1 protein-coding gene is annotated in these 15,231 nt (G+C 58.3%); it reads right to left on the bottom strand.

Annotated elements, in window-relative coordinates; translation table 11 throughout:
* Positions 1-127: 127 nt before the first annotated feature.
* Positions 128-15,007 carry an amino acid adenylation domain-containing protein gene (locus MHB46_RS18270; protein WP_445667614.1) on the bottom strand — a complete coding sequence of 4,960 codons (14,880 nt, stop codon included), beginning with the start codon at positions 15,005-15,007 and terminating at the stop codon, positions 128-130.
* Positions 15,008-15,231: the final 224 nt, after the last annotated feature.

The raw sequence follows: 15,231 nt of genomic DNA, 5'->3' as shown, positions 1-15,231 counted from the left end.
CGCATGCCCCGGCGCAGGTCCGAAAAAGCTTGCTTTCGGCCTGCGCGTTTACGGGCTTGGACGTTGTTCGCCGTCTTCCTTGGGATGCGCGCCGCTTTCGCTTGACGGCGGAGGCGCGCTTGTAGGATTAGAACGCGAATTCGATCGTATCGACGGCACTCTTTGCGCCTGCCGCCGGTTTATGACATTCAATCCGGCTTAGCTCGAGTTGTGGATTTTCCGCAATTTGAGACAGTACCCGCAGGTAATCCTCGGTCAAGGTGCGGATCATCGCTTCTTTGAACAGCTTGGTGGCGTAGAAGAAGCCCCCGCTCAGCGCCCCGTTGTTTTCATACATAAACAGCGTCAGATCGAACTTCGCTTCTTCCAAATGGTCAAGCTCGTAAGTCTTCAGGCTGACCCCTTCCAGCTCGGCGTCTCGTTCTTCGATATTTTGCAAGTCGAAAACGGCATCGAACAGCGGGAAGCGGCCCGGCTCCCGCTTCACATTCAAACGCTCCACGAGCTCCTCGAATGGATAATCCTGGTTCTCGAAAGCACCCAAAGCCGTTTCCTTCACTTCTTCCAGGTAAGACAAGAACGTTTTGTCGCCCGACGGACGATTGCGGATCGCCAGCGTATTGACAAACATCCCGATGACCGGTTCCAAATCGGCGTTCGTTCTTCCCGCCACCGGTGTGCCCACGACCAAGTCCTCCTGCCCGCTGTACTTGGACAGCAGCACGGTATAAGCCGCAAGCAGCACCATGAACAGCGTGCTTTCACGCTCGGCCGCCAATTCGCGCAACCGCGCAGAGAGAGAAGCTTCGACGTCGAACTCCAGATGCGCGCCTTCGTAGCTGCGAGCCGCAGACCGTTCGTAGTCCATCGGCAGGTCCGCCGTCGGCAGCTCGCCTTCGAAGGTTTGCAGCCAGTACGCTTCCTGCCGCCCGATCCGCTCTCGGTGGGCCTTCGACTGCTGCCAAACGGCATAATCCTTGTATTGAATGCGCAGTGGCGGCAGTTCTTCCCCGGCGTAGAAACTCGAGAACTCATCGATCACAATCGCCATCGATACGCCGTCGGACACCATATGGTGCATGTCGAAAAGGAGAATATGCAGGTTCGGCTCCAGCTCGATGACCCCGGCGCGCAGTAGCGGCGGCTTGCCGAGATCAAACGGACGAACGAAGCTGCGGACGATCTGCTCGATTTGAGCCGCATCCTCTTTATCCGCTTGATGATGCTCGATAGCAAACTCGACCTGCGGGTAAATCCGCTGAACCGCTTCGGCCTTCACGATTTCAAAACCGGTGCGCAGCGATTCATGCCGTGTTATCAATTTCCGCAAGGCGGCTTCCAACTGGTCTAAATCAAACTCGCCTTCCACCTGCACCAGCTCCGGCATGTTGTAAAGCTGATCCGCTCCATCCAGCGTGTGCTGAATGAACAGCCGTTTCTGCGCGGAGGACAGAGGGTAGTACTCTCTCTCCTCCGCTTGAGGAATGGCCTCATGCTCCCGCCGTTCCATCCGGGCGATCGCCTCGGCCATCGCCGCAATCGTCGAGTGGCGGAATACGTCGCGCAGCGGCAGGTTAACGTTTAATTCCTTAAATACCTTGCCCGCCAGCGTCGTCGCTCGCAGGGAGTGGCCGCCGATGTCGAAGAAGTTGTCGTGAACGCCAATCTCCTTCGCAAGCCCCAGCACCTCCTGCCAAATCGCGGCCAGCTTCCTTTCCAGCTCATTGCGCGGTGCGACGTACTCCGTTCCGCTTCCCGCTTCCCCTTCCGGCGCTGGCAGCGCCTTCCGGTCAATCTTTCCGTTCGGCGTCAGAGGCAGGCGCTCCAGCTCCACGAAGTACGACGGGATCATGTACCCCGGCAGCTCCTGCGCCAGCGCGCTGCGCAAATCGTTCACCGCCAGCTCCGCTCCGGTATCCGGCGTGTAATACGCGCATAGCGCCTTCTGCCCGTTTGCGTCACTTCGAACCAGTACCACCGCTTCGCGCACGCCTTCCACCCGCAGCAGCTGCGACTCGATCTCGCCCGTCTCGATCCGGTACCCCCGGATTTTCGCCTGGTTGTCGATCCGGCCGATGAAGTCCACGTTCCCGTCTTCCATCCACCGCGCCAAGTCTCCCGTGCGGTACAGTCGCTCGCCCGCGGCGAACGGGCTGTCTACGAACTTCTCTTCTGTCAGCTCCGGACGGTTCAAGTACCCGCGCGCCACTCCGACTCCGCCGATGACCAGCTCGCCCAGCACCCCGACCGGCACCGGGTTCAGATGCGCGTCCACGATGTAGAATTTCGCATTCAGCCACGCTTTGCCGATCGGCACATTGCCTGTCTGCGGCAGCTTCGCCAGCTCCTCGTCGTAGAAGCTTGAGTCGATCGCCGCTTCCGTCACGCCGTAAGCGTTGATGATCCGGAACAACGAGCCGAAGCGTTCCTGCAAGGTCCGGTAATCCGCCACGCTGCAGCTATCCGAGCTCGTGATCAACAGCTCCAACCGGCTCATATCCAGTTGCTGATCGTGCACGTACTCCAGGAACGGCACGATCAGCGCCGGCGTCGATTCGAAGATGGTGACCCGCTCCCGCTCAATCCAGTCGTGCAGACGAGACGGATCGATCCGGTCGTCCTTCGGCACAATCACCATCGTGCCTCCGTTGTACAGCGTCCGCGCGATATCTCCCACGAACACGTCGAACGAGAAGCTTGCGAGCTGCAGCAGCCGCACCGGGAACTGATCCAACCGGTACTCCCGCCGGTAGCCCGCCGCCGTGTTCACCAGGCTGCGGTGCTCGATCATCACGCCCTTCGGCTTGCCCGTCGTTCCCGACGTATAGATCACGTACGCCAGGTCCTCCGGACGGCATTCGTGCAAGTGATCATCCGCTTCCAGCGGCGCATTCGTCCGCTCCTCGCTGTACGACGCTTCGTCGTCGAGGTACAGCACCGCCGCCAGCTCCTCTTCGCCGAGCCAGGCTTCGCCACGCTCTCGCAGCGGCGTTTGCGTCAGCAGCACCTTCGCTCCGCTGTCTTCGAGCATGAACCGCACGCGCTCCGCCGGGTAATCCGGGTCGAGCGGCACATACGCCCCGCCCGCTTTCCAGACGGCCAGCACGGCCACCAGCAAGTCCACCGAACGCTCGGCGAGAATGCCGACGATCGTCTCCCGGCCGATGCCGCTTGCACGCAGCGTGGCCGCCAAGCGGTTCGCCCGCTCGTTCAGCTCCGCATACGTCAGCCGGTCGTTCTCGTACACGACGGCCTCCGCTTCCGGCGTGCGCTCCGCCTGTTCCTCGAACAGCCGGTGGAACGCGGCCGCAGGAGCCGCTTCCGGCTGCGCCGGGTGGAACGCGCCGAGAATTTGTTCTTTTTCCTCTGCCGTCAGCAAGTTCAGCTCGGCGATCTTCGCATCCGGACGCCTTACGATCGTTACGAGCAGCTGCTCGTAATGTTTTGCCAGCCGTTCGATCGTCTCCCTTTTGTAGAGAGCCGTCGCATATTCGAAGCTGTAATCCAAGCCGCCGTTCTCCTCGCCCACATCCAAGCTGATATCAAACTTCGCGGTATCCAGTGCGCTCGGATAAGGAATCAGGCGAAGCCCTTCCAGCTCAAATTCCTCGTTCTCCGTATTCTGCATCGTAAACAGCGTGTCGAAGAGCGGATTGCGGCTTAAATCACGGGTGACTTGCACCTTGTCCACCAATTCTTCGAACGGATAGTTTTGATGCTCGAAGGCGTGGAGGGTCGTTTCTTTGACTTCGTTCAGGTATGACAGGAATGTCTTCTCCGAAGCCGGATAACTGCGGATAGCCAGCGTGTTTAAGAAAATCCCGATCAACGGCTGCACATCTCCATGATTCCTTCCGGCAATCGGCGTACCGACGATCACGTCTTCCTGACCTGAATATTTATGCAGAAGGACGTTATACGCCGCAAGCAGCACCATAAACAGCGTCGTGCCCGTTTCCGAGGCCAGCTGCTTCAGGCCGTCGGTTTTCGAAGCGTCAAAGAAAAACTCCAGCGTTTGGCCTTCGTAGCTCTGCACGGCCGGACGCGGATAGTCGGTCGGCATTTCCAGCACCGGAAGCTCGCCTTGGAACATGTCCAGCCAATACGCCTCCTGACGCTGAAGCCGTTCCTTCTGCTCCTGCGAATGCTGCCAAACGGTGTAGTCTTTGTACTGAATGCGCAGAGGCTCCAATTGCTCGCCGCCGTACAAGCGGACGAATTCTTCAACAAAGATTTCCATCGAGACGCCGTCGGAAATAATATGATGCATGTCGTACATTAGAATATGGCGTTCCGGAGCCAGCTCAACAAGGCCTACCCTCAGCAGCGGAGGCTTCGCCAAGTCAAACGGACGGACGAAACGGCGAACCGTCTCTTCGGCCTCTTGCTCATCCGCTCGATAGAACTCCACGGCAAAATTCACGTCCTGGTAAATCCGCTGCGATGCTTCGCCATCCACCATTTCGAACCCGGTGCGCAGCATTTCATGCCGCGCCACGAGCTTACGGAACGCTTCTTCGAACCTTGCCCGGTCTAAAGCACCCTCCAGCAGCATCGCTTCCGGCATGTTGTAGCTAAGCTCCGCGCCTTCCAGTTGATTCAGGATAAAGAGACGTTTTTGAGCAAAAGATTGCGGGTACACCTCTCGGTCATCCGCCATCGGAATGGCAACGAATGTTTGCTCATCCAGCCGGGAAATGGCGGCCGCCATGCTCTCGATCGTGGAATGGCGGAACACGTCGCGCAGCGGCAGATCCACGTTCAACTCTTTATGAATCTTGCTGACCAGCGTCGTCGCCCGCAGAGAGTGGCCGCCAATGTCGAAGAAGTTGTCGTGAACGCCAATCTCCTTCGCAAGCCCCAGCACCTCCTGCCAAATCGCCGCCAACTTCGTTTCCAGCTCATTGCGCGGTGCGACGTACTCCGTTCCGCTTCCCGCTTCCCCTTCCGGCGCTGGCAGCGCCTTCCGGTCAATCTTTCCGTTCGGCGTCAGAGGCAGGCGCTCCAGCTCCACGAAGTACGACGGGATCATGTACCCCGGCAGCTCCTGCGCCAGCGCGCTGCGCAAATCGTTCACCGCCAGCTCCGCTCTGGTATCCGGCGTGTAATACGCGCATAGCGCCTTCTGCCCGTTCGCGTCACTTCGAACCAGCACCACCGCTTCGCGCACGCCTTCCACCCGCAGCAGCTGCGACTCGATCTCGCCCGTCTCGATCCGGTACCCCCGGATTTTCGCCTGGTTGTCGATCCGGCCGATGAAGTCCACGTTGCCGTCTTCCATCCACCGCGCCAAGTCTCCCGTGCGGTACAGCCGCTCGCCCGCGGCGAACGGGCTGTCTACGAACTTCTCTTCTGTCAGCTCCGGACGGTTCAAGTACCCGCGCGCCACTCCGACTCCGCCGATGACCAGCTCGCCCAGCACCCCGACCGGCACCGGGTTCAGATGCGCATCCACGATGTAGAATTTCGCATTCAGCCACGCTTTGCCGATCGGCACATTGCCTGTCTGCGGCAGCTTCGCCAGCTCCTCGTCGTAGAAGCTTGAGTCGATCGCCGCTTCCGTTACGCCGTAGCTGTTAATAATACGGAACTGCGAGCCGAAGCGCTCCTGCAAGGTCCGGTAATCCGCCACGCTGCAGCTGTCCGAGCTCGTGATCAACAGCTCCATCCAGCTCATATCCAGCCGCTGCTCGTGCACGTACTCCAGGAACGGCACGATCAGCGCTGGCGTCGATTCGAAGATGGTGACCCGCTCCCGCTCAATCCAGTAGTGCAGACGAGACGGATCGATCCGGTCGTCCTTCGGCACAATCACCATCGTGCCTCCGTTGTACAGCGTCCGCGCGATATCTCCCACGAACACGTCGAACGAGAAGCTTGCGAGCTGCAGCAGCCGCACCGGGAACTGATCCAACCCGTATTCCCGCCGGTAGCCCGCCGCCGTGTTCACCAGGCTGCGGTGCTCGATCATCACGCCCTTCGGCTTGCCCGTCGTTCCCGACGTGTAGATCACGTACGCCAGATCCTCCGGACGGGCTTCATGGAAGCTGTCGGTGCCAACCTTCTGATGGCTCTCATCGCCGTCGTCCACAGCATCCGTCAGCTTGCCGGAGACAATGCCGGAGACAACCGACGCATTCGCCCGCTCCTCGCTGTACGACGCTTCGTCGTCCAGGTACAGCACCGCCGCCAGCGCCAGCTTCTCTTCGCCGAACCAGGCTTCAGCACGCTCTCGCAGCGCCGTTTGCGTCAGCAGCACCTTCGCTTCGCTGTCTTCAAGCATGAACCGCACGCGGTCCGCCGGGTAATCCGGGTCGAGCGGCACATACGCCCCGCCCGCTTTCCAGACGGCCAGCACGGCCACCAGCAAGTCCACCGAACGCTCGGCGAGAATGCCGACGATCGTCTCCCGGCCGATGCCGCTTGCACGCAGCGTAGCCGACAAGCGGTTCGCCCGCTCGTTCAGCTCCGCATACGTCAGCCGCTCGTTCTCGTACACGACGGCCGCCGCTTCCGGCGTGCGCTCCGCCTGTTCCTCGAACAGCCGGTGGAACGCGGCCGCAGGAGCCGCTTCCGGCTGCGCCGGGTGGAACGCGCCGAGAATTTGTTCTTTTTCCTCTGCCGTCAGCAAGTTCAGCTCGGTAATCTTCGCATCCGGACGGCTTACGATCGCCGCAAGCAAATGTCCGAAATGAGTCGACAGCCGCCGGATCGTGCTTTCTTTATAAAGAGCCGTTGCGAATTCAAAGCTGCACTCCAGGCCGCCATTTTCTTCCGTAACATCCACACTCAGGTCGAACTTGGCCGTGCCGTATTCGCTAGGGTACGGGGACAATTTCAGCCCTTCCAACTCAAACTCTTTATCCTCCAAGTTTTGCAGGGAGAACATCGTGTCAAACAGTGGGTTGCGGCTCAAATCCCGGCTGACCTGCACTTTATCGACGAGCTCTTCGAACGGATAATTCTGATGCTCGTAAGCGCCTAAGGTCGTTTCTTTCACTTCTTCCAGATACAACAGAAAGGTCTTCTCCGAAGCCGGATAATTGCGGAGCGCCAGCGTATTGACAAACATTCCGATCAAAGGCTGCGTGTCTCCGTGCGTTCTGCCCGCAATCGACGTTCCGACGATCAAATCGTCCTGACCTGTGTATTTATGCAAAAGCACGGTATATGCCGCAAGCAGCACCATATACAGCGTCGTTCCTCTTTGAGCGGCCAGCTGCTTCAAGCCTTCGTTCGTTGCCTCGTCCACGAAGGACGTTAGCGTTTGTCCCTCAAAGCTCTGCACGGCAGGACGCGGATAGTCCGTCGGCATTTCCAGAACCGGCAGCTCGCCCCGGTAACGGTCCAGCCAGTAAGCTTCCTCGCGTTTCAACTGCACTTTTTGCTCGTCCGACTGCTGCCATACCGCATAGTCCTTGTATTGAATGCGCAAAGGCTCTAATGACTCGCCGCCGTACATACGAACGAGTTCCTCGACTAACACGTCCATCGAAACCCCGTCGGAGACGATATGGTGCATGTCGAACATCAGCAAATAACGTTCGGCTGCCAGCTCTACGAGCTCCGCCCGCAGCAGCGGAGGCTTCGCCAAGTCGAAAGGCCGGATGAAGGCCTGCACGACTTCGGGCGCTTCTTCCTCGCTCACATGACGGTACTCGACGGCAAAGTCGACGCTCTCGTAAATGCGCTGTACAGCTTCGCCTTGTACGATCTCAAAGCCGGTTCGCAGCGTTTCGTGCCGTGCGATCAGTCCGCGGAAAGCCTTCTCCAGCAGGCTCCGGTCAATCGATCCTTCCAGCAGCAGCACGCCCGGCATGTTGTAGCTCTGATCGGCCCCTTCCAGCTGATTCAGGATAAACAGCCGCTTCTGAGCTGAGGAAAGCGGATAATATGCTCTTGCGCCCGCCAGCGGAATCGACGAGAACGACTGCTCTCCGATCCGGGAGATGGCGAGAGCCATCTCTTCGATCGTCGAGTAGCGGAATACGTCGCGCAGAGGCAGCTCGACGTTCAGCTCCTGATGCACCTTGCTCACCAGTGTCGTCGCCCGCAGGGAATGGCCGCCCAGGTCGAAGAAGTTGTCATGAACCCCGATGTGCTTCAGTCCGAGCACGCTTTTCCAAATTCCCGCCAAGCTAGCTTCCAGCGGAGTCCGAGGCGGAGTACGTTCTTCGCCCGGCTGCAAGCTCTCCTCCGGCGCCGGGAGTGATCGGCGGTCGACCTTGCCGTTCGTCGTCAGCGGGAGCCGCTCCAACTGGATCAGGTACGCCGGAATCATATAGGCCGGCAGTTCCTGGGAAAGCACGCTCTTCAGCTCGGCCGCCGTAAGCTCGCGGTCCGCTTCATAATAGGCGCAAAGCTGCTTCTCGCCGGAGGCGTCTTCCCTCGCGAATACCGTCGCTTTCCGAATTCCCTCCACTTTCTGAAGCTGAGCTTCGATCTCGCCCAGCTCAATGCGGAAGCCGCGTATTTTCACTTGGTCGTCCGTCCGTCCCACGTATTCGATCGTGCCGTCCGGCAGCCATTTCGCCAAATCCCCCGTCCGGTACATGCGCTCTCCCAGCACAAACGGATTGTCCACAAATTTCTCCGCCGTCAGCTCCGGCCGGTTATTGTAGCCCCGTACCAAGCCTTCTCCGCCGACGCAAAGCTCCCCGGCCACGCCGATCGGCAGAAGCTTATTCCGGCTGTCGACGATATACACCTTCGTATTACTGATCGGCCGTCCGATGGGTACGGTAACCGCCGACTCATCGACGAAGTCGACCGGAAGGTACGTGGTATAAACCGTGCTTTCCGACGGGCCGTACAGGTGGTTGAGCCTGCCCGGTCCGATATGGGCGAGCGCTTTACGCACATGTCCGACCGACACTCGCTCTCCTCCGAACAAAATCGCCCGGACATCCCGCAGGCAGTCGACGTTCACATCTACAAGGACATTGAAGAAAGCCGTCGTAATCAGCATGACCGAGATGCGCTCGCGCTGGATGAGATCCGCCAGCCGGACGATTTCCAGCAAAGTCTCGCGGGGAACCAGCACCAGCCGCGCCCCGTTGGTCAAAGCGCCGAAAATATCGAAAATCGCTCCGTCGAACGAATAGCTCGAAAGCTGGAGGACATGATCCCGTTCGGTGATGTCGATATAATTCGTATTTCGCACGATCCGCACGATGTTGCGGTGCGAAACAAGGTTGCCTTTCGGCTTGCCCGTCGTGCCTGACGTATAGATGACGCAGGCCAGATCCGTCGCTTCGGTGCCCGGATTTAGATTTGTGCCGTCCTCGTGATAGAAGGACTCGTCATCCAGTAAGATCACGGAGTCCGAACCCGCCAGGCGCTCGCGCAAGCGGCTTTGCGTCAGCATGACCTGCGCTCCCGAATCCTCAATCAAGAAACGGATACGCTCCTCGGGATATTCCGGGTCAATCGGTACGTAAGCCGCTCCGGCTTTGTGTGCCGCCAGCATGCCCACCACCATTTCGATGGAACGCTCAGCCATAATGGCGACCAGACGGCCTTTGGATATCCCGTGGCTACGCAAGGTACGGGCAAGGCGGTTGACGCGATCGTTCAGGTCGCGGTAGGTCAGCTCTTGCTCATTCAAGGAGATAGCGGCTGCATCCGGGATGCGCTCCGCCTGCTCTTCGAACAATTGAATGAGCGTCTTCCCGCGCGGAAATTCCGTGGTGGTGTCGTTAAAACGTCCGAGAAGGTCAGCCTTTTCCACCTCCGTCACAAGTTCCAGCTCGCCCACGGTAATTTCCGGGTTATCCGTCACCTGCTCCAGCAGATGGACGAGATGCCCCTTGAGCCGCTCGATGCTGTCTTTATCGAACACTTCGGCGTTAAAGTCGAATCGAATTTCGATCTCGACTCCCGGCACCACAGTCACGTTGAAGTTATAATTCGTCTGCTCCTCCATCTGAACGTCAGCGATCGTCAGGTCGCCGTGCTGCTGGTCGCCCGCCTGCTCCATCTGCTCGTCCACCGGATAGTTCTCGAAAGCGATGATATGGTTGATCAGGTTCTGCTTTTGCACGCTGCGGGCTTGAATTTCATACAGCGGATAGTAATCATAACGCCCGGATTCCAGCGCCCGCTTTTGGAGCTTCGCCATCAGGTCGGCGAACACGGTGTCCGCTTCGCTCGTGACGCGGACCGGCACCGTATTGATGAACAGCCCAATCATGGACTCGATGCCCGGGATTTCCGCCGGTCTTCCGGCCACGACGCTGCCGAATACGGCATCGTTTGTTCCGTTATATTTTTGCAGCATCACGCCCCAAGCGGCTTGCAGCAGCGTATTGACCGTAACCAGGCGCTGTTTCGCCACCCGGTCCATCCGCTCGCTCAAGTCCTTGCCCAGCTCGGCGGTGACGTGATCAGCCGTAAATCTGCCGTTTGGCGCCGGTTCCTTTTGTCCCGGGAGTACGGTTTGCCCTTCATAACCTGCCAGGAATGCCGTCCAATAGCCGGATGCCGCCTGATCGTCCTGTTTCTCCAACCATTCGATATAAGCGCCATAATCCGATCCCTTATCTCCCGCTGGCTGCTTGTCGGATGCCAAGGCCGAGTACGTCTCAAACAGCTCCTGCGTCAGCTGCGGCAGGCACCAGCCGTCCATCAAAATATGCTGGAAACTCCACAGCACATGATAGCTTTGCTCTTCGGTGCGCAGGATCGTAACCCGAACGAGCGCGTCATGTTCCATGTCGAAGCCGCGAAGCTTGTCATCCTCAGCCTTTTTATCCAAATACGCTTGTTTCTCGTCCGCCTGCAAATGAAGCAACTCTTCATATTCAAAGCCGACCGGCTTGTCGCGGTATATGATTTGCAGCGGCTCGCCCGCCGGTCCTTTCACAAAATTCGCCCGCAGCACCAGATGACGTTTCGCAAGCTCCATCCAGCTCCTCTCGAAAAGCTGGACGTCGAGCGCTCCCCGCATCGTAAACCGCGTCTGCTCGAAGTAAGCGGCCGTTTGCCGGTCAAGCGCGCTGTGGAACCACATGCCCTTCTGCATCGGCGTAAGCGAGTAAATATTTTCGATTTCCCCGAGATGGCCCGAGCGCTGGGCGATTTGCTCCAATTCCGCGATGGTCAAGCCTTTAAATTGCACGTCGCTCGGCGTCAATTCGGTGTTTTCTTTGCCTGCGCAGTAGGTAATGAGCTCTCGGAGACTTTGCTCAAGCCGCTGAGCGAAGGCTTCCATCGTTTCCTTGCGATACTGCTTCCGGCTGTAGCTGAGATCGAGCGATAAAGCGCCGTCCAGCACCATGCCGTTGATATCCAGCACAAAGCTGCGGGCCTGCCGGTCGCTGGCCGGGCTGCCGCTGGAATAAGAAGATATGCCGATCTCGTCCTGATTGACATCATCGTCGAACTGGCCGAGGTAGTTAAAATTAATTTCCGGCTCTGCGCCCCAAACAAAGCCATCCTCCGATTTGGAGAGATAGCGGCATACGCCGTACCCAAGCCCCTTGTTCGGAATGCGGCGCAAGCTTTCCTTGACCTGTTTAATCTGATAGGCCAAATCCCGGTCGGTTTCCGGCTCCAGGACGACCGGAAACTTGGTCGTAAACCAGCCGACTGTGCGCGTGATGTCGATATCCGTTCCGATCGATTCGCGTCCGTGTCCTTCAAGATTGATCCGTACCCGTTCGTGTCCCGTCCACTTGCGAACGGCTATGCCGAGCGCCGTTACCAAAATATCGTTCATTTCGGTGTTGTAGGCCCGGTGAACCCGCTTCAGCAGCAGCTCCGTTTCTTCGGGAGTCAAACGGACGAACAGCGATTCGCTGTCCTGCTGCGTCGTAACGTCCGCCTCCAGATCCTTCGGCACGGCCGGAACCGCAATTTGTTCCACGGCCTGCCAATAGGCCCGTTCCTTCGCCATCTCCGGGCTTTGCGCGTAAGCGGCCAGCTGCTCGGACCAAGTGCGGTACGCATCCGTTTTCGCCGGGAAACGAATTTCCTCGCTTTTGCCGGCCTGCTCGTAACCCAGAGCGAAATCCTCCATCAAAATGCGCCAAGACACGCCGTCCACCACGGCATGATGAACCGCGAGCAGCAAATGGTCGCCGTCCGCGCACCGGAACAGTCCCGCCTTCACGAGGGGCCCGTTCTCCAGATCGATACCCGCTTGAATGTCCGTTGCCTTCGCTTCCACAACCTGCGCGGTATTCTCCGCATCCTTGAAGTCGAACACGTCCAGCGTGAACAGCCCGCCTTCCTGAATCGCGCGGTTCCGCGCGCTAAACCCTTGTTCCGTCTTGCGGAACACCATCCGCAAGGCGTCATGATGCTCGGCCAGCTTTTGCAGCACCTGACGTACCGTCTCTTCGTCGAAGCGTTCCTTCCGGTACAGCATCACCGACTGACTGAAATGATGCGGGTCCGCAAAGGAGCTCTCGAAAAACCAATGCTGAATCGGCGTCAGCGCCGTTTCACCCGTTATTTCGCCTTGATCGATAGTACGTCCGATCGGTTTCACATGCAGGCTGAGCTGTGAGATAGTCGGATATTTGAACAAATCCCGGATTTCCAGCTTGTACCCGGCTTGATGAAGCCGCGAAGATACTTGAATGGACTTGATCGAGTCTCCGCCCAGCTCGAAGAAATGATCCGTTACCCCTACGCGATCGGCGTTCAATACCGCCTGCCACACATCGGCAAGCGTCCGCTCAGCTTCATTGCGGGGAGCTACGTACGCGCCGCCGGTCAGCGCGTTTCCTTCCGGAGCGGGCAAAGCTTTGCGGTCGATTTTGTCGTTCGGCGTGAGCGGCATCCGCGGAAGCTGAACAAAATGCGCTGGAATCATGTAATTCGGCAATTTTTGCGCCAGCGCGCTTCTCAGCTCGCCGAGCGTAAGCGGGCGGCCCGCGACCAGGTAAGCGCACAGTTCTTGCCCGCTTTTGCCTTCCCGCGCGATTACGATCGTCTCCTGCACGGAGTCGATCTTCAGAAGCTGCTCTTCAATCTCGCCGATCTCGATCCGGAATCCACGGATTTTCACCTGATGGTCAATCCGGCCCAAGTACTCAATATTTCCGTCCGGCAGCCAGCGGGCCAAGTCGCCCGTCCGGTACAGTCTCTCTCCGGGCTCAAACGGGTGTTCGATGAATTTCTCCGCCGTCAGATCCGGCCGGTTCCAATATCCCCGGGCGAGGCCGACGCCCGCGATGCATAATTCTCCCTCCACTCCGATAGGCGCCAGCTGATTCTGTGCGCCCAGTATATACAAGCGATGGTTCCAGATCGGACGTCCGATCGGTATCGCTCTGCGTTCGGTGTCATGCGTAGACGCCGCCCACACGGATGTGGCGATCGAGGCTTCCGTCGGACCGTACGCATTATAGTACTGTACCTTGTCTTTCCACTGCTGCACGAATTCGGCTGAAACGGCGGAGCCCGCCGTGATGAGCCTGCTCAGACTCGGCAGGCGGTCTGAATTCAAATAAGCCGCATAAGTTGGCGGCAAAGTGGCGATCGTAATTGCATGCTCGTTCATGAAACGTTCGAACAGCTGATCATCCAAAATCGTCTCGGTTGACGGTATATATAAGGTCGCCCCGAAATACAGAGCGTTGAACATCTCCCAGCACGACGCATCGAACGATAGGCTGGCGAATTGCAGCACTCGATCCTGTTCGGTCGTGTGAAGCGTATGGGCAAACGTCAGTTTCAGGCTGACCAGCCCGCGATGCTCCAGCATGACCCCTTTGGGTTTGCCCGTCGTACCTGATGTATAGATGACATAAGCCAGATCGTTCGGACCGCTGGCCGGCTTCAGGTTCGAGCCATCGTCGCTGTAGGCCTGCTCATCATCCAGCGCTACCACGGTCCCTTCGAACGGCACCTGCTGCAGCAACTCCCTTTGAGTCAGCAGCAGCTGCGCGTTCGAGTTCTCCAGAATGTAGCGGATGCGTTCTTCCGGGTATTCCGGGTCGATCGGCACGTAGGCACCGCCAGCTTTCAGAACCGCCAGAATGCCAACGACCGTCTCCAGCGATCTCCTGGCCATCAAGCCTACCAGCTGATTGGGCAGCACGCCGACCGATCGCAGCGTCCGCGCCAGCCGGTTCGCCCGTTCGTTCAGCTCCGCGTACGAAAGCCGCCGCCCCTCAAAGACAACCGCCGTCGCTTCGGGCACCCGTTTCGCCTGCTCCTCCACGAGCTGATGAATCGTCCGATCACGGGGATAGTCCTTCTCGGTATCGTTAAAGCTTTGCAGCAATTGAAATTTCTCGTCCTCCGACAGCATGTCCGCCCGCACGATGTCCAGCTCCAACTCGTGAAGCCCCACGGCCAGCAGGCGATTCAGATGGCCGACGACCCGAGTCATGAACTCGGAGTCATATAAGTGCTCGTTATATGACAACGCTAGCTGTATCGTCCCGCCGGTTAAGCTGAATTCAAAGGAACAATCTGTGACCACGTTTTGCCCGATTTCGTCCAGATGCAGCTCCTTAAGGGATACTAGCGTATGGACGACGGGTATCCCGCCTGCATATTGCAGGTCCAGCTTCTCCGTCATTTTCAAGAACGGAATATGTTGATGCTGAATCGCTTCCGGCAAGGAAGTCCTCAGCTCGCTCAGAAGCGTTTTAAAAGTCGCACCCGCCGAAAGCGAGTTTTTCAAAATGATCGTATGATTAACGGATCGGCGCGTCTCCGTCGGTTTCCGTACAACCGGAATGCCGACCAGAATGTCAGAAGCGCCTGTATATTTATGCAAGAGCGACTGAACACCGGCGAGCAAAATCATAAAAGTGGCCAGCGGAGCGCCCTTGCTCATTTGAAGGACGCGCTGCGCCACTTCCTCCGAAAGCGTCCCGCCGACGGTTGTCATAATGGGCGCCAGGGAGCTTGGAGCTTTGCTGTAAGGCAGCCGCGTCAAGGTATAATCGTCGCTACCGAATTTTTCGTTCCAAAACAACGTTTCTTTTTCAAAAGCCATCTGGATCGTTCCCCTCTCTTCATCGGTAAAAGCAATCCGGCGGAGCATATGCCGCAGCAACGCTCCCCGCCTTTTCAAACATGTGACAACAATGTCAATGGCTTTCGCCAGGTCACCGCTTCGCTTGCCCGGTTGATCGCATGCGGCAATCCTCTGCCTAGCAGCTGTCCCGCTCGGCTCCCATGCGTGAAAGACAACAAAGAGCATCGTTCTACGCAAGAGATGCGGCTGCTTCCGGCTCCTCTGCTTCAATATGCTTGCTGCGGACGAGC

Origin of the sequence: Paenibacillus sp. FSL H7-0703 (assembly GCF_038003485.1) — a bacterium.
Taxonomy (GTDB): domain Bacteria; phylum Bacillota; class Bacilli; order Paenibacillales; family Paenibacillaceae; genus Paenibacillus; species Paenibacillus polymyxa_B.
The sequence above is the reverse complement of the archived record's forward strand: the minus strand, read 5'-3'. Positions and strand labels throughout refer to the sequence as shown.